This window comes from Brevundimonas pondensis (assembly GCF_017487345.1).
Taxonomy (GTDB): Bacteria; Pseudomonadota; Alphaproteobacteria; order Caulobacterales; family Caulobacteraceae; genus Brevundimonas; species Brevundimonas pondensis.
Window position 1 is genome coordinate 2,940,517 of the sequence record NZ_CP062006.1, and the last position, 21,519, is coordinate 2,962,035.

Genomic DNA, 21,519 nt, shown 5'->3' on the forward strand with positions numbered 1-21,519 from the left:
AACGATAGCGACGTTCTCAGGCGGCTGGGCAGTCGCCGATGCGCTCGGCGGTCATGGTCACCTTGGTCTGGGCCATCTGCGGCGTCGGAGCCGGGTTCAGCTTCGTGGTCACCTCAGTGACGTAGCGGCTGTTGAAATCGCCGGTGACGCGAATGGTCGAGTCCATCTTCATATCGCCCGGCAGGGTGCAGGAGGTCGCGGCCACCATGGCGTCGCCCTGGCGGGCGAAGGCCTGGGTGGTGCAGTCCGCGCCAGGCTGCTGCGTATTCGCCGGCGGCTCCAGCTTGGCTTCGGTGACGCAGACCTCTTGCGGCGGGATGGTCGCGGCGCCCGGCTGACCCTCCATGGCGGTCGTCACGCGCCACAGACCGGGCCGGGGCGCGTCCAGCGCGGCCTCGACCGTGCCGGGGACGTTCTTGGCCCCCTCGCCCGCAGGCGCCTCGGTCTTGCTGTTGTTGTTTCCGCAGGCCGACAGGCCCAGCAGGCAGGCGACGGCCGCGCCGCCGATCATGACTGAACGCATGGAGCGCTCCCCTCTGGTTGAAACCGAGAGGTCAACGCCGCTCAAGCGTCGCGGTTCACCCGCGCACGGCGTTTAGGCCAGATCGACGCCCGTGGTGCGCATGATCTCGGCGCGCAGCTCGGGAATGCCGAAGCCCTTTTCGGACGAGGTGACCAGCACGGCCGGATAGGCAGCGGGACGCTTGGCGATGGCCTTCAGCGTCGCCGCCTGGACCTTCTCGGCCTCGCCCTTCTTGAGCTTGTCGGCCTTGGTCAGGACGATCTGATAGCTGACGGCGGCCAGGTCCAGGGCGTCCAGCGCCTCGTCGTCGACCTTCTTGAGGCCGTGACGGGCGTCGATCAGCAGATAGACCCGCTTCAGCGTCACCCGGCCGCGCAGATAGTCACGACCCAGGTCCTGGAACTTCTTGACCGTGGTCTTGGACGCCTTGGCCCAGCCGTAGCCGGGCAGGTCGACCAGCCGCAGCCGGCCGTCCAGGTCGAAGAAGTTGACCTCGCGCGTGCGACCCGGCTCGTTCGAGGCGCGCGCCAGCTTGTGCATCCCGACCAGGGCGTTGATCAGGCTGGACTTGCCGACGTTCGAGCGTCCCGCGAACGAGATTTCCGGCAGGTCGGGATCGGGCAGCTGCTCGATCTTGGCGCAACCCAGGACAAAGGTGGCCTGGCGCGAGAACAGCACGCGCGCCGCCTCGATCTCGGCGTCCGAATATTCTCCGACCTTGGGCTCGTCCGACGGATATTCCAACCGATCAGGCTTTCTTGAAGCGGGCGAAGAAGGTGTCGATCGGGTTCTCGGCCTTGAAGCGGTGCATGATGACGTACTGCTGCGCGATCGAGAGGATGTTGTTCCAGGCCCAGTAGATCAGCAGGCCGGCCGCGAACGGGGCCATGATGAAGGTGAAGATGAAGGGCAGGAAGGCGAAGATCTGACGCTGCATCGGATCCTGGGCCGGCGGGTTCATCGACTGCTGCAGCCACATGGTCAGACCATAGACGATCGGCAGGACGCCGAGGTGCAGCGGGCCGTTCAGCAGATTGCCCAGCAACGGCAGGGTCGAGGGATCCCACGGAATGGCGCCGAACAGGTTCCAGATCGTCGACGGGTCGCGCGCCGACAGGTCGCGGATCCAGCCGAAGAAGGGCGCGTGGCGCATTTCGATGGTGACGAACAGCACCTTGTACAGGGCGTAGAAGACCGGGATCTGCACCAGGATGGGCAGGCAGCCCGCCAGGGGATTGATCTTCTCCCGCTGATACAGGGCCATCGTCTCCTGCTGCTGCTTCTGCGGGTCGTCCTTAAATTTCTTTTTGATCTCCTCCATCTTGGGCTGGAGGGTCCGCATCTTGGACAGGCTCTCGTAGGACTTGTTGGCCAGCGGGAACATGATCAGCTTGACCACGACGGTCAGGGCCAGGATGGCCAGACCGAAGTTGCCCAGGACGCCGTAGAAGAACTCCACGATCATGAAGATCGGGCGGGTCAGGAAGAAGAGGTGGCCCCAGTCAATGGCGTAGATGAAGCGCGGCAGGCCCAGGCTCTTCTCATAGCCGGCCAGGATCTCGTTCCGCTTGACGCCGGCGAACAGGCGCTGGGTCTCTTCGATCTGGCGCCCCGGCTGGATAGTGCGGGCGGCGCCCAGCATGGCGGCCTCGTGGACGTTCAGGCCCTCGGCGTCGCGAACCGAGAAACGGCCCTCGATCTTTTCCTTCTGGTCCGGAATGAGGGCGGCCATCCAGTACTTGTCGGTGATGCCCAGCCAGCCGCCGGTCGACTCGTTCTCGATGCGCGGTTTCTTGGCCCAATCCTTGTACTTGACCTGCTCGGTGGTGAACTTGCCATCCGCGCCGAAGGTGCCGATGGCGCCTTCGTGCAGGATCATCTGCTTGCCCAGGTCGGTCGGCACGCCCTGGCGCTCGACGCGGCCATAAGGGGCGATGGTGATGGCCTGGCCGCTCAGGTTGGCGACGGTGTCGGTGACGGTGAACACGTACTGGGCGTCAACGGCGATGACGCGCGTGAAGCGCAGGCCGGCGCCATTGTCCCAGGTCAGTTCGACCGGGGTGGTCTGGGTCAGGGTCGCGCCCTTGGTCAGGCTCCAGACCGTGTTCGGGCCGGGAACGCCGCCGGGAACGTTGGGGCCGCTCCAGCCGAACTGAGCGAAGTAGGCATGCTCCATGCCCTGCGGGCGGAACAGCTCCACCGGGGGCGAATTTTTGTCCAGGGTTTCCTTGTAGTCCGTCAGGTACAGGTCATCGATGCGCGCGCCCTGCAGCGACAACGAACCCTTCAGGGTGCCCGTCTGGATCGGCACGCGAGCGACCTTGCCCAGCGCCTGAACACGGTCGGTGACGAAGGCGCCCGGCGCGGCGGAGGCCGAGGTCAGCCCGGCGTCGTTTACCGTGGCGGCCTTCTCTTCAGCGGCGGCGATCTGCTGCTGGCGGCGCATCTCGGCCTGCGGGCGCATCACCATGAAGTAGTACACGCCCATGATCAGGGCCGCGCACACGAAGAAGATGATGGTGTTGCGCGAATTCTCGTTCTGCATCGGGGTCAGCGGTCCTGGCCGGAGGGGCGCGAATCGTCGGAGGCGCGGGCGGGCGATTTCGCCGCATCTCCCATATCGGGAGCCGCACGCGGGGTTGCGAGCCTTGTAAGGGCCGATTTCACATCGTCAAGCAGACGGTCCCAGTCGCGGTCCGCCGTGCCCATGCGGGCGATGAACACATAGTCGCAGCCGGGACGCCCGTGCAGGGGCGCCAACAGGCGCGCGGCCTCGCGCAGGCGGCGTTTGCAGCGGTTGCGCACCACGGCTCCGCCCACCTTGCGGGTGGCGGTGAATCCCAGACGGATCGCGGGCTGCCCGTCCTGACGGTCCAGTTGCTGGACCACCACGGCGCCGCGAGCCTGAGAAACGCCTTTGGCGGCCGCCAGAAACTGGGGCCGCCGTGTCAGGCGATCGATTTTCATCGGATCGGTCATGCGCCCGCCCTGAAGGGTAATGGGCGCGTGACGTCAGGCCGTCAGGCGCTTACGGCCTTTGGCGCGGCGACGCGCAACAATCTTTTGACCGTTCTTGGTGGCCATCCGCGAACGGAAGCCGTGACGGCGCTTGCGCACGAGTCGCGACGGCTGATAGGTCCGCTTCACGTTCGGCTCCAGGGCTACAAGGTTGCACAACGGACAACAGTCATCCGCTGCAGGAGGCGGGCGTATAAGCGGCGACGACGGACGAGTCAACGCCGACAAGCGAACCAGGCCGTCCCAAACCACCTGAATCCTCTAGGGAAGCCCGACGGTGTCGGTTAGGGAGCAAGGATGAACCGGGTCAAACGATTTCTGTCCCTCGCCGTCCTGCTGGCGGCGATCGCCCTGATCTTCGGCATGGGCTGGAACCGCTACCTTTCGCTGGACACCCTGCGCGAGCACGGCTCGGCGTTTCAGGCCCTGGCGGACGAACACTATATCCTGACCCTGCTGGCCCTGATGCTGGTCTTCGCCCTGCTGACCGCCAGCGTGGTGCCTGGCGTGGTCTTCATCACCGTGACGGCGGGCTATCTGTTCGGCCCCTGGGTCGGGGGCGTGGCCACGGCCTTCGCGGCCACCGTGGGCGCCCTGGCTGTCTATTACGTGGGCCGCACAGCCCTCGGCGAATCCCTGCGTCGTCGCGCGTCCCAGGATACAGGCCTGCTGAAGAAGGTCTGCGATGGCGTGGACAAGAACACCTTCTGGTACGTTCTGGTGGCCCGCCTGGTGGTGTCGGTGCCCTTCCACCTGATCAATGTGGCGGCGGGCGTCATGGCGGCCCCCTTGCGCCCCTATATGATCGCCACCTTCATTGGTCTGTTGCCCGCCCACATCATCTATTGCTGGATCGGCGCCGGGCTGAACGACATTCTGGTGGATGACCCCAACCCGAACCTGCAAAGCCTGTTCGCCGAGTTCATGTGGCCGCTGCTGGGCGTGGCCTTCCTGTCGATGCTGCTGCCCCTGGCGCTCAAATTAGTGCAGAAATGGCGGGCTCGGCACGGCATGGACGCCGCATGACGGAACGGAACGCAATCGAGACTCGACTGCCCTCACGCCCCCGCGACGAGACGGGCCTGACCGCGCGCCTGGCGACCGTTCGCCTGCCTGACATCTGGCGCGAGCGCCTGACGCCGCGCGCCCCCGACGGCCTGTCCAGCCGTCTGCTGCTGCTGACCGTGGCCTTCACCCTGGCGGTCGCCGCCCTGATCATCGTGCCCAGCGCCGCCTCCTTCCAGGAGCGGTGGCTGATGGACCGGCTGCAGGCCGCCGAGTTGGCCTCGGTCGGGGTCGAGGCCCTGCCCTATTCCGCCGTCGAGGATTCCACCGCCGAACAACTGCTGAGCATCGGCGGGGTCCAGTCCGTGGTCGTAGGCGAGCAGGGCGTGCGCCGCCTGCTGCTGCAGGCCCCCAACCTGCCCCGCGCGCCCGAACTGATCGACCTGCGCCAACGCAATGTCGGCGCCCGCCTGCTGGACCCCTGGAAGACCCTGTTCGGCCACCCCGACCGCTCTTTGCGGGTGCAGGCCAAGCCGCGCTATCGCTCGGGCGACTTCATCGAGATCCTGGCGCCTGCCCAGCCGCTGAAGACCGAGCTGAAGAGCTTCCTGCTGAACAGCCTGACCATGTCCCTGCTGATCGCCGTGGTCGCCGGCGGCCTGCTCTACGCCTCCCTGTCCTTCCTGGTCCTGGCGCCCCTGCGCCGGGTGACGCGCTCGATCGAGCGTTTCGCCGCCGATCCTGAAAGCCCCGCCGAGACGCCCTCGGACCGCAAGGACGAGATCGGCCGGGTCGAGCGCGAACTGGCGCGGATGCAGGAGGAAGTGCGCCAGTCCCTGCGCTCGCGCGCCCGCCTGGTGGCCCTGGGCGAGGCGGTGGCCAAGATCAACCACGACCTGCGCAACATGCTGACCTCGGCCCAGATGGCGTCCGAACGTCTGTCCAGCTCGGCCGACCCCCTGGTGGCCAAGGCCCTGCCCCGGCTGGAACGGGCGCTCGGCCGCGCCGCCGCCCTGGCCCGCAATGTGCTGGAATACGGCAAGTCCGAAGAGGCCGCGCCGCAACTTCAGAAGATGCTGCTGGCCCGCGTGGTCGCCGTCGCCGCCGAGGATGCGGGTCTGGAAGAGGATGGCGTGCGCCTGATCCGCGACCTGCCCGCCCGCTTCACCGTCAAGGCCGACAGCGACCAGCTTCATCGCATCCTGGTCAACCTGATGCGTAACGCCCGTCAGGCTATCGAAAGCGATCCTGAACGCGAAAAGAAGGGTCGGATCACCGTCCGCGCCGAGACCCGTGACGGCGTCGTGACCTTGCGCATCACAGATGATGGACCGGGCATCCCCGAGCGGCTGGCCGGGCGGCTGTTCGAGCCCTTCGTCAGCGGTCGCGCCTCGGAAGGCACGGGCCTGGGCCTGACCATCTCACGCGAGCTGGCGGCCAACCACGGCGGCGAACTGCGCTTGCTGGACACCGGATCGGAAGGCACGACCTTCGAGCTGCGCCTGCCAGCCTGACGCGCTTGCCCGACGGCACGGACGGCGCCACCTTGGCGAACGCCGATCCGGACAGGACCAAGAACCATGCCGTTCGCCGCCTTGATGCTCGCCCTGATCGGCAGCCAGACCACCGATGCGGGACCTCCCCCTGCACCCGAGGCGGTCTGTGCGCCAGCCTACATCACGCGCGTCGCAGCCGCGTCGTATCGCGACGGCGCGACCTTCCTGCTTCAGGCCAGCCGGGGCGGCGATCCCCAGACCCTGCGCTGCATCGAAGCTCTCGCCGTCAAACAGGAGGCGGATGCGCCCTGGATCAAGCGACGCGGCTTCAGGGCGGCCCGCGCCGCCGCGGCCATCCGCCGGAACGATCCGCAGAACGCCGTCGCCTTGCTGGAGCCCATGGTCGGGCCCCAACACCATACCGTCTCGATCCCGGCCGACTTCCACGCCCTGCTGTCAGAGGCCTACGAAATGGCCGGCCGTTATGATGAAGCCGAGGGGCAGCGTCGCATGGCCCTGGCCGCCATGGCCCAGGAGCCGCCATTCGCTCTTTCGGAAGACGCTATGCGCGGCCTGCCCGCACGCGAGCCCTTCGCCGGCCTGCTGCCGATCAGTCCGCCCAACCCGGATCAGGTCTTTCTGGACCTGAGCTCTGTTCGCATCGAAGGCCCCGTCCGCCTCTACGACACCGTCCTGCTGCTGCCCCAGGATCAGGAGGGCGCCGCTGCTATACGCGTACAACGACGGATCGACTGCCAGACCCGGCGAGGTGAGGCGTTGAAGATTCTGCGACAGGACGCCAGCGGCGCGACCCTGGAAGACATCACGCCCGAGGATCCGCGCGAAGACTGGAATGCGGTCGTCACCCACCGCCAGCGCGTGATCTGCGACGCCGATCCCGGAGCCAAGGCGGGTCCAGCGGACTTCGTCGCCGCCCTGACCCTGTTCCGGGTCCGAGGGGCGTCGGACAGGCCCCGATAGCCTCGACGCAGCCGTATGCCGCCCGCAGGCGTTGGTTTACATCAGACGTGAAAACGCCAAGCTTGGCTCGCCCCTTTCAGGCAAGGACGCCGTCATGACCCCTGCTCTATCCTTGTTTCGCGTTTCCTTCGCGGCCCTGAGCCTCGCCCTGGTGGCGACGCCCGGCCTGGCGCAGGCTCCCAAGGCCGCAAAGGCTCCCGCCCAGGTTCAGGCGCCCCCCAGCGACCCCGTGGCTGACCTGATGCGCCGTCAGGGCGAACGCTATCACCGCGCCCCGGATTCAGCCCAGGACCCCGACGAACTGCGCCGCACCCAGGCCCTGAACGCCGAGATCACCGCGCAGAACGACCTGGCGGAAAGCCAGGACCGCGCCAACGCCGCCGCCCACGCCAAGGCCGAGGCCCAGTACCAGACGGAACTGGATGCGGCCCAGGCCGAGGCCCGCGCCGCCCGCGAACGCCACGAATCTGACCTGCGAACCGCAACCGAGGCCCAAGCCGCCTATGAGCGTCAAATGGCCGACTGGCGCGCCACTGTGGCGGCTTGCGAACGCGGCGACCGCGCCCGCTGCAATGCCGGACGCCAGAGCCTCGCCTCCGGCAAGAACTGAACCGGGGGGCGGCGCTTCGCCCGTTGACACCCGGACCTATTCTGCGCCACCCCCGTCTGTAACGAAGACGAGGTCGCTCGCGACCGCCAGTTGCCAGCTACGGATTATCCCATGCCGATCGAACGCATTCCCGCCGAAGAAGCTTTCAAGCGATTCCGGCACAATCGCGCCTCGGTCTGGCCCGATGGCCGCAAGAACGGCGCCCGGCTCGAAGGAATCGCCACGGTCACGACGACGCCATCGTTCGAATTTTCCCGCGATACGCCGGTCCTGACCATCGGCTCCTGCTTCGCTCGCAACATCGAACGCCATCTGGTTTCGCTCGGCTTCGATCTGCCCATGACCAAGGTCGTTCTCCCGCGCGAAGAGCGGGTCAGCGAAACCGCCAACGACATTCTCAACAAGTACTCGGTCCATTCGATCGAGAACGAATTGCGCTGGGCTTTCGAGCCCTGCCCCGTGCCGGAAACCGCCTTGTTCCTCCAGACGGAGGACGGCCTCTGGCATGACCCTCAGCTGGCTCCAAACATCATTCCGGCCGCCTTCGAGCGCGTCGTGGAGCGGCGCAGGGAGGTCATGGACGCCACGCGGGAAATGGCGCGTTGCGGATTGATCATCATCACCCTGGGCCTGGCGGAATCCTGGTTCGACCTGGAGACAGGCCTCTATCTGAACGGTGCTCCTCCGCCCGCCGCGCTGAAGCGCTATCCTGGCCGCTTCGCCCTGGATGTTCTGTCCTACGGCGAAATTCTGGAAAGCCTCGAACGCATTCGTGAGCTGGTGAAACGCCACGGACGGCCAGACGCCAAGATCCTGATCACCACCTCGCCAGTGCCCTTCAAGGCGACCTTCAGCGGCGAGGACGCCCTGGTCGCCAACTGCTACAGCAAGAGCGTCCAGCGCGCCGCTTGCCGTGAGTTCTCGGGCATGCATGGCGACGTTGACTACTTCCCCAGCTACGAGGTCGTCACCCTCACCGAGCGCAAGCTGGCCTTCGAGGTCGACAATATTCACGTCCGCCACAACGTCGTGGCCCAGATCATGGAGACCGTGCTCGCCACCTATTGCCCCGGCCTGCTCCAGCCGAAAGCCGCCGCGCCGCGTCTGACCACGCTGGAAGCCCATGAAACCGCCGCCGCCAAGCACTTCAAGCGAGGCGAGTACGAGGCCGCCGCCGGCGTGCTGAAAGCGCTCTTCGAGAAGTACGGCAAGGACCTGTCGGACATTCAACGCGCCGAACATCTGTCGAAGATGGGGGTAGCCTATCTACGCGCCCGCCAACCGGCTGACGGTGTCGCCGCCCTGAAGCTGGCCTTGTCCGAAGATCCCACCAATGCGCGGATCAACTACAAGACCGGCCTTGGCCTGGCCCGCATGAAACAACCGCAAGCCGCCGTCCGCTACTTCGAGAACGCCCTGGCGCTGGAGCCCGGCCTTCCTGACCATTCCTGGCGACTGGGTGAGGAGCTCTTCCGTCTCGGCCAGACCGAACGGGCCCGAACACTGGCCGAAAAGACCCTGCAGCTGGACCCCACGCATGCCCACGCTCAGGAACTGCTCGAAAAGCTGAACTCCGACGCTTGAGGGTTTCGCCGGTCTAGAGGGCGACCTCGGTCCGGCGCTCGGCGCTGACCAGGCCGGCCTCCAGCACTTCCATCACCGCCGCGGCCTCCTGCGACGAGACGGGATTGGGCGCGCCGTCGCGGACGGCGCCGGCCACGGCTGAATAATAGGCGGGATAGTCGCCGGGCGGTCCCGCCACGGCCTCTCGCGCCCCGGTCACGCCGTCCACGACGACGCCGGGGCGAGGATCGACGCCCCAACCCGCCGCTCCGGGCGTCAGGCCCGACTTCAGCTGGTCTTCCTGAACGTCCAGCCCGTCCTTCAGCCAACTGGCCCGCGCCCCGTGGACGGCGAAGCGCGCATCGGCGGCCGGCGTGACCATGTCGGCGTGCAGGATGACCCGCTTGTCGGCGTAGCGCAGCACCGCGTGGGCGTAGTCGATCGCCCGACCGCCGGCCCGCAGGATGGCCAGGTCGCAGCTGATCGCCAGCGGCCGCCCGAACAGACACAGCGCCTGATCAATCAGATGCGGCCCCAGATCGTACCAGAGGCCGGCGCCCGGCCCGGCGCCCTCGCGCCATCGGTCGCGCACCTCGGGCCGCCAGCGATTGAAGCTGCTCTCGAAGCGCACCACCGGCCCCAGCCGATCCTCGGCGATCAGGGTCTGCAAGGTCAGGAAGTCGGCGTCCCAGCGACGGTTGTGGAAGACGGACAGCAGCAGGCCGCGCTCTTCGGCCAAGGTCGCCAGACGCCGCGCCTCGGCGGCGGTCAGGGTGAAGGGCTTGTCGACCACCACCGCCTTGCCGGCGTTCAACGCCGCCCCGGCCTGGGTCGCATGCAGGTCGTTGGGCGTGGCTAGAACGATCAGGTCGATGGCGGGATCGGCCAGGGCCTGATCGAACGAGGTCAGGACGCGCGCATCCGGCCAGAGCTCGGACACGGTTTCGGCCTGACGGCTAACCACCGCCTCCAGACGCAGGTCAGGACAGGCGGCAATCAGCGGGGCGTGAAAGGTCCGCCCGGCGTAGCCGAAACCGACCAGCGCCGTTCGGACCGGATGGGTCACGGCGATCAGCCCTCAGCGGTCTCACGGCGCTTCATCATGGCGTCGAAACTGTCCCAGACGCCGTCGGCGCCGTGCCACGACCCTTGCGTCGCCGCCTTGGAGTATTCGGTGGCGCGAGCTTCAAAGAAGTTGGCGTGCTCGACGCCCGACAGCAGAGACTGCAGCCAGGGCAGCGGGTTTTCCGTCACGCCGTAGACTTCCGGCAGTTGCAGCTGGCGCAGGCGCCAGTCGGCGATGAAGCGGATGTATTGCTTGATGTCATCCGGCGTCATGCCGTTCACCGGACCCATTTCGAAGGCCAGGTCGATGAACTTGTCTTCCATCTCGACCACCGTCTTGCAGCAGTCGACGATGTCGTCGGCCACAGCCTTGGTGACGGCGCCCGTCTCCTTGTTGAAGGCGTGGTACAGCTTGATGATGCCTTCGCAGTGCAGGCTCTCGTCGCGCACCGACCACGACACGATCTGGCCCATGCCCTTCATCTTCGACTGGCGCGGGAAGTTCATCAGCATGGCGAAGCTGGCGAACAATTGCAGGCCTTCGGAGAAGCCGCCGAACATGGCCAGGGTGCGGCAGATGTCGGCGTCGGTCTCGACCCCGAACTGGCCCATGAAGTCATGCTTGTCGCGCATGGCCTCGTATTCCATGAAGGCGCCGAACTCGCTCTCGGGCATGCCGATGGTTTCGAGCAGCAGGGCGTAGGCCGCGATATGGATGGTCTCCATATTGGCGAAGGAGGCCAGCATCATCTTCACTTCGGTCGGTTTGAACACCCGACCGTAGCGCTCCATGTAGTTGTCCTGGACCTCGATGTCGGCCTGGGTGAAGAAGCGGAAGATCTGCGTCAGCAGGTTGCGCTCGCTGTCGGTCAGGTTGGCGGCCCAGTCCTTGACGTCCTCGCCCAGCGGCACCTCTTCGGGCATCCAGTGGACCTGCTGCTGCTTCTTCCACATGTCGAAAGCCCACGGATAACGGAAGGGCTTGTAGGCGGCCGAAGGCGTCAGCAGTCCGGCCGTTCCGGGGCGGATGATCGAGGAGTGGGCGTTCATCAAAATGACCTGAAGCGAATCCGGGAGAAGCGAGTTTCACCATGCGGCCGGGCGCGCGCGGCGCCAAGTCGGAATACGCCTATCTTGCGATCACATTTTCATCTGACCGCTAGATGTGGTGGTCGAAGACGAATCAGATGGGGAGAAGCCTGGGGATGAGTTTCACGCTTTACGGCGCCGCTGGATCGGGATCGGTCCCGGTCGAGGCCGCCATGACCCTGATCGGACTGGACTATCGCGTCATCGAGGCCGTGACCTGGGAGGACGAGACGGAGCGCGACAAGGTCGCCGCCGTCAACCCGATGCGCCAGATCCCGGCCCTGGTCCTGCCGGGCGGCGAGACCTTGACCGAAAGCGCCGCCATCCTGATCTGGCTGGCCGACAGCTATCCGCAGGCGCGGCTGGGACCGAGCATCGACGACCCGCGCCGGGCGCAGTTCCTGCGCTGGATGAGCTTCATCCCTGCCGCCATCTATTCGATGTTCTGGGTGCGGGACGTGCCGTCGCGGCTGGTCGGCGACGATGCGACGGCCCAGGCCGAACTGAAGCGACGCACGCTTGAACGCATCGCTGACTGCTGGCGCATCATGGACAGCCAGATCACGCCGGGCCGCTTCCTGCTGGGCGACGATCTGAGCGTGCTGGATCTCTATGTCGCCGTCGCCAGCCGTTGGACGCCGCGCCGGGCGCGCTTCACCGCCGAGGCTCCCCGCATGGCCAAGGTCGTCCGCCGGGTGGACGCCCTGCCCGCCCTACAAGCCTTCTGGGCCGAACGCTTCCCGTTCGAGGACGAACCCTAGGCCGCCGCCCGCTCCATGCGGGTCGCCGCCGCCTGCATGGCCTGATCAATGGCGGCGTAGAGCCGGACATGGGTGATCGGCTTGGCCAGGTGGCCGTCCATGCCGGCGTTGCGGCAGCGGGCGGCGTCCTCGGGCATGGCGTCGGCGGTCACGGCCAGGATCGGCGCCGCCGCGACAGGTGTGTCCAGGGCGCGGATCCGCTCGGCCGCGGCCAGCCCGTCCAGACGCGGCATCCGCAGATCCATCAGGATCAGGTCGAAGTCGCCCGACTGCGCCTGTTCGACCGCCTCGACCCCGTCCGCAGCCTCCACCGTCTCGCAGTCGGCGGCGGCCAGCATCAGCCGCATCATCTCGCGATTGACCGGGTGGTCATCGACGATCAAGACGCGCAGCGCCCGTTCAACCTCGCTTGCGGGCGCGGCCTCCTGCGTCACCGCCATCGGCGCCAGGGGAAGGCTGAGCGTAAAAGACGAGCCGCGTCCCGGCGCGCTGTCGACCACGATCCGCCCGCCCATGCAGCGCATCTGGGCCAGGGCCAGGGGCAGGCCGACACCTGCGCCGATATGTTCACGACGCAGCGAGTCGTCGCTCTGGGCGAAGGCTTCGAAAAGGCGCGGCATGAAGACCGGATCAATGCCGCAACCCGTGTCGGCCACCTCGATCATCAGGGCGTTTCCATCATGACGCGCCGTCACGCGAACCTCGCCCTGATCGGTGAATTTAACGGCGTTGGCGATCAGATGGTGCAGGGCCTGACGCAGGCGCCGACGATCACCGCTGAAGCCGCCCCTCGCGCTGACTTCAACGATCAGGGTCAGAGGCAGGCCCTTGGCTTCCGCGTTCAGCCGCGACGGCGCCGCCGCCTCGTCCAGCAGGCTCGCCACGCTCAGGGGCTCGCGGGCGACGTCTTCACCGCCGCGCGAGAACTCCAGCACGTCCTCGACCAGCATCAGCATGGCCTCGCCCGAACGACTGATGGCCTCGACCTGCGGCAAGGCGCCGGCGGGCAGGTCGCCGCGGCGTGACAACAGGTCGGCATAGCCGGCGATGCCGTTGAGCGGCGTGCGCATCTCATGGCTCATCAGCGCCAGAAAGCGGGACTTGGCGGCGTCGGAGCGCTCAGCTCGACTCTTGGCCTCGACGGCAGCCTTGGTGCGAACCTGCAGCCGCGCGATCAGACGACGACGCTCGCTCATGACTGCGCTCAACGGCAGGGCGATGATGACCAAGGCCAGCAGGAAGGCATGATAGAAGCCCATGAGGCGCATGCGTTGCGGCAAGCCCGTCAACTCGGGCACGTCGGCTATGGGGGTCAGCATGATGGGACCGTGCCCCGTCAATGTCCCCACCCCGCTGATCACCATGACCAATATGGTCCCCAGGGCGGTCCAGGGCGGCGACATGCGCAGGGCGATCAGCATCAGCGGCGGCAGGACCAGCATGGCCAAGGCCGCGGGATTGCTGAAGACCCAGGCCGTCACCCCCGCCAGCAATACAAACAGTCCTGCTGCTTCCAGAGGCCCGGCCGAATGCTCTTCGCGGAAGCGGTGGGCGCGAGCCAGCAACAACAGGCTGGGCGTGACGGTCAGCAACCCCAGCAGTTCCATCGAGAACATGTGCTGCCAGACAAAGGCGGCCATCGGCGCGGTGTAGCCCTTCAGCGCCACCCCCATGACGACGGCGATCGTCGTGGTCAGGAAGACCGCCGGCGCCGCCGCGAACACGACGAAGGAGAACAGGCGGCGCGGGCGACGCATGTCCAGGGCCGCGCCGCCGAAGCGACGGGCCAACAGGCCTGCGATCAGCACCTGGCCGATGTTCAGAACCACATTGGTCCAGAGGAAGGGCAGGCTGTCGCCGCGCAGGACATTGCTGCCCAGATTCAACGCCGCACAGGTCAGCAGGACGGCGATGGCCTTGCGTCGCCGAAGCTGCAGCAGGGCTGCCAGCATGACCCCGTTGGCGGGCCAGACAATCACGGCCTGAAAGGTTTCAGCGCTCCATTGGCCGAGCAGAAGGCATGCGACGAACAGAAGGACATAGGCGACGGGCGGCGGCCCCGCCTCCTTCCCTGCATCATGGCGAAACAACCGCCAGCGTCCTGCCATGCTCGAACCTCGCCCCATCCCCAGGGCAGATCGTGGGGTCCAAGAGTAAAAAAATCCTGTTCTTCGGCTTGCGCGAAATCGCTTAGGACCAAGGTCGAAAACCTAGATCAGGCCCAGCGCACGCGCCTCGACCTCCAGCCCCGCCCGGAACTGCGGCGCGGCCAGGCCGATCAGGGCGTGGGCGCGCTGATCGGTCGTCAGACCACGCAGATTGACCCAGCCGTGCTCGGTCACGACGATCTGGGTGTCATTGCGCGGCGTGGTCACTGGTCCGTCGAGACGGGCGACGATGCGCGAGGCCGTCCCCTTGGCCGCGGTGGAGTGACAGGCGATGATCGACTTTCCGCCCTCGGACGCCGAGGCCCCGCGCACGAAGTCCAACTGACCGCCGGCCGCCGTGTACTGCCGTCCATTCAGATATTCCGAGCAGCAGGCCCCGAAGAGGTCGATCTGAAGCGTGGCGTTGACCGACACCATCCGGTCGTTGCGGGCGATGACGGCGGGGTCGTTCACATAGTCGACCGGGCGGGCCTCCAGCGCCGGGTTCTCGTGCAGAAACTCGTAGGTCGTGCGATCACCCATGGCGAAGGTGAAGACCGTCTTGCCCGGATGCAGGCTCTTCTTCGTATTGGTCACCACCCCGGCCCGCATCAGTGCGACCAGACCCGGTGTCAGCAGTTCGGTGTGGATACCCAGGTCCGCATGGTCATGCAGGGCCGCGCAGACCGCGTCGGGCAAGGCGCCTATGCCCATCTGCAGGGTCGAGCCGTTCTCGATCAGGCCGGCGATGATGCCGCCGATGACCAGGTCCTGCGGTTGCTGTGCAGCCTTGCCCGCCTCCAGCAGGGGCGCGGCGTGTTCGACCAGGGCCGTGACCTGGGAGACATGGACCCGGCAGTCGCCGAAGACGCGCGGCATGTGCGGATTGACCTCCAGGATCACCCGCTTGGCCGTCTTCGACACCGCCAGGGCGTAGTCGGTGTTGGTGCCGAAACTGAAATATCCGTCGGCGTCCATCGGTGAAACCGTGGCCAGCAGGGTGTCGACCCCGATCTCGCGGGTCAGGACATGCGGCGTCTGCTGAAAGCCGGTCGGCACGAACCGGACGGCCTGCCGCCCTTCCTCGATCCCGCGCGCCTCCAGCTTCCGCTCGATGGCGCCGTGGAACAGGCTGTGGGGGCGCAGGCGATCGGTCAGTTCGTAGCGCAGCACCGTCTCGCCGGCGATGGCGGTGGACAGCAGGTAGTAGATGTTGACGTCCCCGACCTCATCGGCCTCGGCCCGGTCGGCCAGGGCCTTCAGCAGGGCGGGCGGCTGGGCGACGCCGAGCGCCATGGCCACCCTGGCGCCGGAAGGAATCAGGGCGGCGGCGACGGCGGGCGTCGTCAGGCGCTGCGCATAGAGAGTGGCATGGTCGGTCATGGCGCTTCCTCGAACGGCCCTTCTGGCTCTGTTCGTTCCGTTATCCGGCGCCCGGCGCATTCCGGCCGCTAGACATTGGTCGAAGGCGCGTCCTGCAGGGCGGCGTCATGCAGCCTCTGGCGCCGCTCGACCCCATAGGCGATCAGCCACAGGACCATGGCCCAGGCCGCGCCGACGCTCCATCCGGCGAAGACGTCAGAGGCCCAGTGAGCGCCCAGATAGATGCGGGTCAGCCCGATCAGCAGGGCGATCAGGACAGCGCAGCCCAGGACGTAGGCCTTCAGCCGCTTTCTCGGGAAGGCGCGGGTCAGCATGACCCCCAGCGTCAGATAGAAGACCGTCGACAGCAGGGCGTGACCTGAGGGGAAGCTGGCGTTCAGCGTCTCGACCGCCTGATAGACGACCGGCGGGCGCTCGCGCTCGAAAAGAGCCTTCAGACCTTCACTCAGCGCCACCCCGCCCAGCAGCCCCCCTGCCAGAAGCAGAGCCGACAGCCGCTTGCCCTGGATCAGCAGGAAACCCAGGGCGATCAGGGCGAACAGGGTCAGGACCGAAATCCCGCCCAGAGAGGTCAGGTCCGCCGCCGCCTCCTTCAGCCACCACGGCCCCCAGGGACGACCCGGATCATCGGCGAAAGGCCGCACCGCATGCAGCACCGCCTGGTCGAAGGCCTGGCCGTCGGCCTCGCGCATGTCGTCGGCCACCTCGATGAAGGTCAGGGTGCCCAGGGCCACGACCAGCAGGGCGGCGACGGCGGCGATTTCGGTGCGGGCCACACGCAGGGCGCGGGTCAGGAAGGCGGTCGGATGCGGAGCCATGGGCGGCTAACGGTCAAGCTGATGCTGCGTTCCCTCGCCCACATGATCACGCGTTTGTGATCGTGGAGACCGCGCGGCTTGGCGGTTGTCTTTTCCGACTTTTCCACAGGGGCGCCATCGAGGAATCCCGCGCCTCCACATCCCCCAAACAAGGTCAAGACTTTATAAAAAATTAAAGATGTGCACCCATACATCTAGCCGAGCACGGGAACAGAGACACCATATCTAGTGTTTCAAACCGGCACGGTCTTCTTACGATTTTGATCGGGGCAAGGATCAACATGGCTGGCGGCGAAGCTCTGCAGACGACGGAATTCACGACGGTTTCTTCGCCGCCGCCCGAGGGCAAACCGCATCTGAAAGTGGTCACCGGCCTGACCCTGGACCGTTCGCGCGACGCCCTGCTGACCGACTTCGGCAAGAAGACCCTGGAAGACCGCTACCTGCTGGCGGGCGAGAGCTATCAGGACATGTTCGCCCGCGTCTCGACGGCCTACGCCGACGACGCCGAGCATGCCCAGCGCATCTACGACTACATGTCCAGGCTGTGGTTCATGCCCGCCACGCCCGTCCTGTCGAACGGCGGCGCCGACCGCGGCCTGCCGATCAGCTGCTTCCTCAACGCCGTGGGCGACAGCCTGGACGGCATCCAGACCGTGTGGAACGAAAACGTCGCCCTGGCCTCGAACGGCGGCGGCATCGGCACCTACTGGGGCGGCGTCCGCTCCATCGGTGAGAAGGTCAAGGGCGCCGGCCAGACCAGCGGCATCATCCCCTTCATCCGCGTCATGGACTCGATGACCCTGGCGATCTCGCAAGGGTCCCTGCGCCGCGGCTCGGCCGCCGTCTATCTGGACATCCACCACCCCGAGATCGAGGAGTTCCTCGAGATCCGCAAACCCTCGGGCGACTTCAACCGCAAGTCCCTGAACCTGCACCACGGCCTCAACATCACGGACGAGTTCATGGAGGCGGTGAAGACCGGCTCCACCTTCGACCTGAAGTCGCCGAAGAACGGCGAGGTCATGAAGACCGTCGACGCCCGCTCGCTGTGGACCAAGATTCTCGACATCCGCATGCAGACGGGCGAGCCCTACCTGATCTTCTCGGACACGGTGAACCGCCAGCTGGCGCCGCACCAGCGCGAACTGGGCCTCAAGGTCAAGCAGTCGAACCTGTGCGCCGAGATCATGCTGCACACCGGCAAGGATCACCTGGGGGCCGAGCGCACCGCCGTCTGCTGCCTGTCCTCGGTCAACGCCGAAACCTTCCTGGAATGGCGCGAAGAACCCCGGTTCATCGAGGATGTCATGCGCTTCCTGGACAATGTCCTGGAGGACTTCATCCATCGCGCTCCGCCCGCCATGGCCGCCGCCGTCTACTCGGCCAAGCGCGAGCGTTCAGTGGGTCTGGGCCTGATGGGCTTCCACTCCTTCCTGCAAGGACAGGGCGTCGCCTTTGAAAGCGCCATGGCCAAGTCGTGGAACATGCGCCTGTTCAAGCATCTGCGTCGCGAGGCCGACAAGGCCAGCCGCGTGCTGGCCGAAGAAAAGGGCGCCTGCCTGGACGCCGCCGAACAGGGCGTCATGGAGCGGTTCAGCCACAAGCTGGCCATCGCCCCGACCGCCTCGATCTCGATCATCTGCGGCGGCACCTCGGCGGGCATCGAGCCGATCCCGGCCAACATCTATACGCACAAGACCCTGTCGGGCTCGTTCGCGGTCAAGAACCCCTATCTGCAGAAGCTGCTGGGCGAGAAGGGCATCGACACCGAGGCCGTGTGGAGTTCGATCCTTGAGCACGAGGGTTCGGTCCAGCACCTCGACGCCCTGTCCGAAGACGAAAAGGGCGTGTTCAAGACCGCCTTCGAACTGGACCAGCGCTGGGTGGTCGAACTGGCCGCCGACCGCGCGCCGGAAATCTGCCAGGCCCAGTCGCTGAACCTCTTCATCCCCGGCGACGTGAACAAGTGGGACCTGCACATGCTGCACTGGTCCGCCTGGGAGCGCGGCGTGAAGTCGCTGTACTATCTGCGCTCCAAGTCGGTGCAGCGCGCCGCCTTCGCCGGCGCCGAGGACAAGGCCGAGGCCGAGGTCGACCCGAACCAGCCGGACCTCTTCTCGGCCGCTCGCACCGACTACGACGAGTGCCTGGCCTGCCAGTAGGGTCCGTCCTTCTCATCACGATCCGCTGATCCCGCCGCCCGGAGGAACTGACCTCCGGGCGGTTTCGTTTGGTCGAAACAGGATTGTGGCTTGAAAGAGGCCGTTGCAGTTCCCTCGCGTTAGTGCAGAGTGGTTCCGTTAACGGCTTTGGAGGGACCGTTGTGCGCGTAGAGGCCTGCCTCGTTGGTGTCCTGATCGTCATGGGTCTGCCCATGGCGGCGAATGCACAGGCCAAGGCTTTGCTTGCGGCTCCGGTCGATACCCCCATCGCGGCCAGAGGCGGCGACGCCGTACAGTTCGAGGACGCCGCCGCTCGCCTGGACAACGAGATCGCTTTCGCGGCCGCCGACAATCCCATCGGCGCCCCCCTCGCCCTGTCAGGTTCGCCTGCCGGCCGCGACGCCTTCAACACCACCCGCAGCGAGGCCTGGTTCGCCGGCGACGGCTTCACCGACCGTCTGCGCGTCACCACTCGGGGTGAGCCGCGCCGCGCCGACGGCGCCCCTGTGCCGCCGCGCGCCCTGGATGCTCGCGCCTATGACGGCGAGTCCTATGATGTCTCCTATACGCGCGGCTGGGTCGCCGCCCAGGGCCGAACGGCCTCAGGGCTGGAAGTCTCGCTGACGCCCCACGCCGGCGTCGGTTTCGGCAGCGACGGCACGTCCGCCGAGGCCGGGGCCACGCTGAAGATCGGCGAGGGCCTGGACCGTCTGGCGCCCGACGGCGATGAAGCCTTCGGCGAACGGGCCCGCTGGTATGTCTATGCCGCCGGATCCAAGAGGGCCGTCGGCTACAACTTCGCCCGCACCCGCGACGGCGACTTCGCCCGCTCGGGCATGAGCCACGACGAGGGCGCCTTCCTGGGTGACGCCTCCGTCGGCGTAGCCTACCGCCGAGGCGCGCTTCAAGGCTCGGTCGGCGTCGTCTATCGCGAGATCGAGGCCAACGGCATCAAGGCCTACGGCGGCATCAACACCGACGTGTCGGAAGGCCTGGTGGCCTTCCAACTGACGATCCGTCCCCGCGAATAGGCCCTAGTGGGTTCGGGCCACGCCCTCGCGGCGGCTGTCGGCCCCGCCGTCCCATCGCCCGTTCCGCCACAACCCGCCATGCAGGCCGGAGGTTTCAGTCGTGTTCGGACGCAATTCGACGCCGCGCGCCGCCATGCCTTCACGCACGGCGAGGGGGAAGCCTTCGGTGTCCGCGCCAAAACCATCGCCCTTGGCCACCAGGTTGGGCAGGTCGAAGGCTTCCTGCAACGGCAACCCCCAACCCAGGGCGCCGATCAGAGCCTTGGCGTTGTACGCCAGGATGGAAGAGCCGCCGGGCGAGCCCAGCAGGCCGACCAGACGCCCTTCGCGATCCAGAACGAGCGCCGGCGACATTGACGAGCGCGGCCGCTTGCCCGCCGCCACGGCGTTGGCCGCCGGCGTCCCGTCCGACGCTGTCGGGACCAGGGAGAAGTCGGTCAGCTGATTGTTCAGGAAGAAGCCGCCCGCCATCCGGCCCGAGCCGAACAGGCTCTCGACGGTGGTGGTCATGCTGACAGCATTGCCCTGGGCGTCCACCACGACCAGGTGCGAGGTTCCCGCTGGTTCCCGCGTCGCATCGGCGCCGACCCTGGGCGCGCCCGCCGGAACGCCATAGGGCGCAGCGCCGCGCAGGGCCGGGGCCAGAGCCGCCCGCTCGGCGACATAGGTTGGGTCCAGCAAGCCCGCGACCGGCACGGAGACGAAGGCCGGATCGCCGAAATAGCGGTCCCGGTCAGCGTACATCAGGCGCTGCAGCTGACCGAAGGCGGCCCAGGCCTCGGGACTGTTCGGGCCCTTGTCGATGTCCGGCGTCTGTTCGGCCATGGCCAGCAGTTCCAGGATCGAAGCCCCGCTGGACGGCGGCGGCGGCACGCAGATGGTGTAGATCTTGTAGGGACCGCACACGGCCTCGCGCACCACGGGACGATAGCCGGCGATGTCGGCGGTCGTCAGGGCGCCGGGACGCGGCCCCTCGTTCACCGCCGCGACGATGGCCTCGGCCAGCGGTCCTTGCTGCATGGCGGCCGCGCCCTCGCGTGCGATGCGACGCACCGTCTCGGCGTAGGCCGGGTTCCGCAGGGTCTCGCCCGCCTGATAGCGCGCACCGTCCGGCTTGGTGAAGTATTCGGTCGCCCAGCGCGTCTTCGCCTGGGGCGCGGAGCCGTTGATCATGCCCGCCAGACGCGGGCTGACGACGAAGCCGTCCTGCGCCAGCGCCTCGGCGTCGCCGAACAGTTCAGACCAGGCCAGAGCGCCGTGCTGCTTCTGAGCCAGGGCCAGCATGGGCACCACGCCCGGCGCCCCGGTCGAGCGCCCGCTCAGCACCGCATCGACGAAGGGCAGCGGGCGCCCATTCTCATAGAAGAGTTCCGGAGTAGCAGCCGCCGGCGCCGTTTCACGCCCGTCATAGACCGTGATGGCTTCGCTCTCGGCGTCGTAAACCATCATGAAGGCCCCGCCCCCCAGGCCTGAGGACTGCGGCTCGACCAGGCCCAGAACCGCCTGTATGGCCACGGCCGCATCCACCGCCGAGCCGCCACGCGCCAGCACCTTCATCCCTGCCTCGACCGCCAGGGGGTTGGCGGCCGACACGAAGGGGCCGCGCGCTGCAGCCTGGGTCGAGGCCAGGGTCGGGCCCGTAACCGTTTCCGTCGCCCCGATCGCCGTGAGCGGCGTCGTGGCGCACCCGGCCAGAACAAGCGCACCGACCGCCGCACTGGTCAGAATGAGCGAAATCTTGCGCCGACGGTTCGACGAGGGGTTGGAATAGGCGCGCACGAAACGGCTCCTGCGGGGTTCAGGGAGAGGTTCATGCCTAGTGTCCCGAGCCTCAGAGTCCAAGCCTGCATTTTCTATCGGCATT

At 67.0% G+C, this 21,519-nt stretch carries 19 protein-coding genes; 8 read left to right on the forward strand and 11 right to left on the reverse strand.

The window, feature by feature from the left end:
- Positions 1–16: 16 nt before the first annotated feature.
- The 5 genes from IFE19_RS14680 to rpmH all read right to left on the reverse strand — a co-directional run bounded on the left by IFE19_RS14680 (position 17) and on the right by rpmH (position 3,670).
- The gene (locus IFE19_RS14680) at positions 17–523 is read right to left on the reverse strand and encodes a DUF3617 domain-containing protein (protein WP_207823524.1); all 507 of its coding nucleotides are present in this window, start codon (positions 521–523) and stop codon (positions 17–19) included.
- 72 nt (positions 524–595) lie between these two features.
- Positions 596–1,267 carry a ribosome biogenesis GTP-binding protein YihA/YsxC gene (yihA, locus tag IFE19_RS14685; RefSeq protein ID WP_207823526.1) on the reverse strand — a complete coding sequence of 224 codons (672 nt, stop codon included), beginning with the start codon at positions 1,265–1,267 and terminating at the stop codon, positions 596–598.
- 4 nt (positions 1,268–1,271) lie between these two features.
- Positions 1,272–3,068 carry a membrane protein insertase YidC gene (gene yidC / locus IFE19_RS14690; RefSeq protein ID WP_207823528.1) on the reverse strand — a complete coding sequence of 599 codons (1,797 nt, stop codon included), beginning with the start codon at positions 3,066–3,068 and terminating at the stop codon, positions 1,272–1,274.
- A gap of 5 nt (positions 3,069–3,073) precedes the next feature.
- On the reverse strand, positions 3,074–3,502 hold the full coding sequence (gene rnpA / locus IFE19_RS14695) for a ribonuclease P protein component (protein WP_207823531.1): 429 nt from the start codon (positions 3,500–3,502) through the stop codon (positions 3,074–3,076).
- Positions 3,503–3,535: 33 nt separating this feature from the next.
- Positions 3,536–3,670, reverse strand: coding sequence for a 50S ribosomal protein L34 (gene rpmH / locus IFE19_RS14700; protein WP_003164000.1), 135 nt, complete (start codon positions 3,668–3,670; stop codon positions 3,536–3,538).
- Between the two features lie 168 nt (positions 3,671–3,838).
- On the opposite strand from rpmH, the gene IFE19_RS14705 reads away from it, so the two are divergent.
- The 5 genes from IFE19_RS14705 to IFE19_RS14725 all read left to right on the forward strand — a co-directional run bounded on the left by IFE19_RS14705 (position 3,839) and on the right by IFE19_RS14725 (position 9,217).
- On the forward strand, positions 3,839–4,567 hold the full coding sequence (locus tag IFE19_RS14705; RefSeq protein WP_207823532.1) for a TVP38/TMEM64 family protein: 729 nt from the start codon (positions 3,839–3,841) through the stop codon (positions 4,565–4,567).
- The gene (locus IFE19_RS14710) at positions 4,564–6,060 is read left to right on the forward strand and encodes a sensor histidine kinase (protein WP_207823535.1); all 1,497 of its coding nucleotides are present in this window, start codon (positions 4,564–4,566) and stop codon (positions 6,058–6,060) included. The genes IFE19_RS14705 and IFE19_RS14710 overlap by 4 nt, the downstream gene beginning before the upstream one ends.
- A 66-nt stretch (positions 6,061–6,126) precedes the next feature.
- A complete protein-coding gene (locus IFE19_RS14715; RefSeq protein WP_207823537.1) occupies positions 6,127–7,023 on the forward strand; it encodes a hypothetical protein in 897 nt (298 codons plus the stop codon).
- Positions 7,024–7,117: 94 nt separating this feature from the next.
- Positions 7,118–7,633 (forward strand): cell wall hydrolase, encoded by a 516-nt coding sequence (locus IFE19_RS14720; RefSeq protein WP_207823539.1) that lies wholly within the window; start codon positions 7,118–7,120, stop codon positions 7,631–7,633.
- A 111-nt stretch (positions 7,634–7,744) separates the two neighbouring features.
- On the forward strand, positions 7,745–9,217 hold the full coding sequence (locus IFE19_RS14725) for a GSCFA domain-containing protein (RefSeq protein ID WP_207823560.1): 1,473 nt from the start codon (positions 7,745–7,747) through the stop codon (positions 9,215–9,217).
- Positions 9,218–9,230: 13 nt separating this feature from the next.
- Here the strand turns inward: IFE19_RS14725 and IFE19_RS14730 are convergent, their stop codons facing one another.
- Together IFE19_RS14730 and IFE19_RS14735 are read right to left on the reverse strand one after the other, a co-directional pair.
- The gene (locus IFE19_RS14730) at positions 9,231–10,262 is read right to left on the reverse strand and encodes an oxidoreductase (protein WP_318780454.1); all 1,032 of its coding nucleotides are present in this window, start codon (positions 10,260–10,262) and stop codon (positions 9,231–9,233) included.
- 5 nt (positions 10,263–10,267) lie between these two features.
- Positions 10,268–11,311 carry a ribonucleotide-diphosphate reductase subunit beta gene (locus IFE19_RS14735; protein WP_105563756.1) on the reverse strand — a complete coding sequence of 348 codons (1,044 nt, stop codon included), beginning with the start codon at positions 11,309–11,311 and terminating at the stop codon, positions 10,268–10,270.
- A gap of 155 nt (positions 11,312–11,466) precedes the next feature.
- Between IFE19_RS14735 and IFE19_RS14740 the strand changes: the two genes are divergently transcribed.
- On the forward strand, positions 11,467–12,111 hold the full coding sequence (locus IFE19_RS14740) for a glutathione S-transferase family protein (protein WP_404822135.1): 645 nt from the start codon (positions 11,467–11,469) through the stop codon (positions 12,109–12,111).
- Here IFE19_RS14740 and IFE19_RS14745 read toward each other — a convergent pair.
- From IFE19_RS14745 to IFE19_RS14755, 3 genes are all read right to left on the reverse strand, one after another.
- Positions 12,108–14,201, reverse strand: a complete 2,094-nt coding sequence (locus IFE19_RS14745) for a response regulator (RefSeq protein ID WP_225910300.1) — start codon at positions 14,199–14,201, stop codon at positions 12,108–12,110. The two genes, IFE19_RS14740 and IFE19_RS14745, sit on opposite strands and share 4 nt — an antisense overlap.
- 120 nt (positions 14,202–14,321) lie before the next feature.
- Positions 14,322–15,641, reverse strand: a complete 1,320-nt coding sequence (locus IFE19_RS14750; protein ID WP_207823565.1) for an acetyl-CoA hydrolase/transferase family protein — start codon at positions 15,639–15,641, stop codon at positions 14,322–14,324.
- A gap of 68 nt (positions 15,642–15,709) precedes the next feature.
- Positions 15,710–16,459 (reverse strand): phosphatase PAP2 family protein, encoded by a 750-nt coding sequence (locus IFE19_RS14755; RefSeq protein ID WP_207823567.1) that lies wholly within the window; start codon positions 16,457–16,459, stop codon positions 15,710–15,712.
- Between the two features lie 281 nt (positions 16,460–16,740).
- On the opposite strand from IFE19_RS14755, the gene IFE19_RS14760 reads away from it, so the two are divergent.
- Together IFE19_RS14760 and IFE19_RS14765 are read left to right on the forward strand one after the other, a co-directional pair.
- Positions 16,741–18,624 carry a ribonucleoside-diphosphate reductase subunit alpha gene (locus IFE19_RS14760; protein WP_404822136.1) on the forward strand — a complete coding sequence of 628 codons (1,884 nt, stop codon included), beginning with the start codon at positions 16,741–16,743 and terminating at the stop codon, positions 18,622–18,624.
- Between the two features lie 161 nt (positions 18,625–18,785).
- Positions 18,786–19,655, forward strand: coding sequence for a lipid A-modifier LpxR family protein (locus IFE19_RS14765; RefSeq protein WP_225910301.1), 870 nt, complete (start codon positions 18,786–18,788; stop codon positions 19,653–19,655).
- Positions 19,656–19,658: 3 nt separating this feature from the next.
- On the opposite strand, the gene IFE19_RS14770 is transcribed toward IFE19_RS14765, so the two are convergent.
- Complete coding sequence (locus IFE19_RS14770) at positions 19,659–21,434, reverse strand: gamma-glutamyltransferase family protein (protein WP_207823569.1); 1,776 nt, start codon at positions 21,432–21,434, stop codon at positions 19,659–19,661.
- Positions 21,435–21,519: the final 85 nt, after the last annotated feature.

Coding starts and splice junctions, on each gene's coding strand:
- IFE19_RS14680 (WP_207823524.1), bottom strand. CDS start 523: ATGCGTTCAGTCATGATCGGCGGCGCGGCCGTCGCCTGCCTGCTGGGC.
- yidC (WP_207823528.1), bottom strand. CDS start 3,068: ATGCAGAACGAGAATTCGCGCAACACCATCATCTTCTTCGTGTGCGCG.
- rnpA (WP_207823531.1), bottom strand. CDS start 3,502: ATGACCGATCCGATGAAAATCGATCGCCTGACACGGCGGCCCCAGTTT.
- IFE19_RS14705 (WP_207823532.1), top strand. CDS start 3,839: ATGAACCGGGTCAAACGATTTCTGTCCCTCGCCGTCCTGCTGGCGGCG.
- IFE19_RS14710 (WP_207823535.1), top strand. CDS start 4,564: ATGACGGAACGGAACGCAATCGAGACTCGACTGCCCTCACGCCCCCGC.
- IFE19_RS14715 (WP_207823537.1), top strand. CDS start 6,127: ATGCCGTTCGCCGCCTTGATGCTCGCCCTGATCGGCAGCCAGACCACC.
- IFE19_RS14720 (WP_207823539.1), top strand. CDS start 7,118: ATGACCCCTGCTCTATCCTTGTTTCGCGTTTCCTTCGCGGCCCTGAGC.
- IFE19_RS14725 (WP_207823560.1), top strand. CDS start 7,745: ATGCCGATCGAACGCATTCCCGCCGAAGAAGCTTTCAAGCGATTCCGG.
- IFE19_RS14735 (WP_105563756.1), bottom strand. CDS start 11,311: ATGAACGCCCACTCCTCGATCATCCGCCCCGGAACGGCCGGACTGCTG.
- IFE19_RS14740 (WP_404822135.1), top strand. CDS start 11,467: ATGAGTTTCACGCTTTACGGCGCCGCTGGATCGGGATCGGTCCCGGTC.
- IFE19_RS14750 (WP_207823565.1), bottom strand. CDS start 15,641: ATGACCGACCATGCCACTCTCTATGCGCAGCGCCTGACGACGCCCGCC.
- IFE19_RS14755 (WP_207823567.1), bottom strand. CDS start 16,459: ATGGCTCCGCATCCGACCGCCTTCCTGACCCGCGCCCTGCGTGTGGCC.
- IFE19_RS14760 (WP_404822136.1), top strand. CDS start 16,741: ATGGCTGGCGGCGAAGCTCTGCAGACGACGGAATTCACGACGGTTTCT.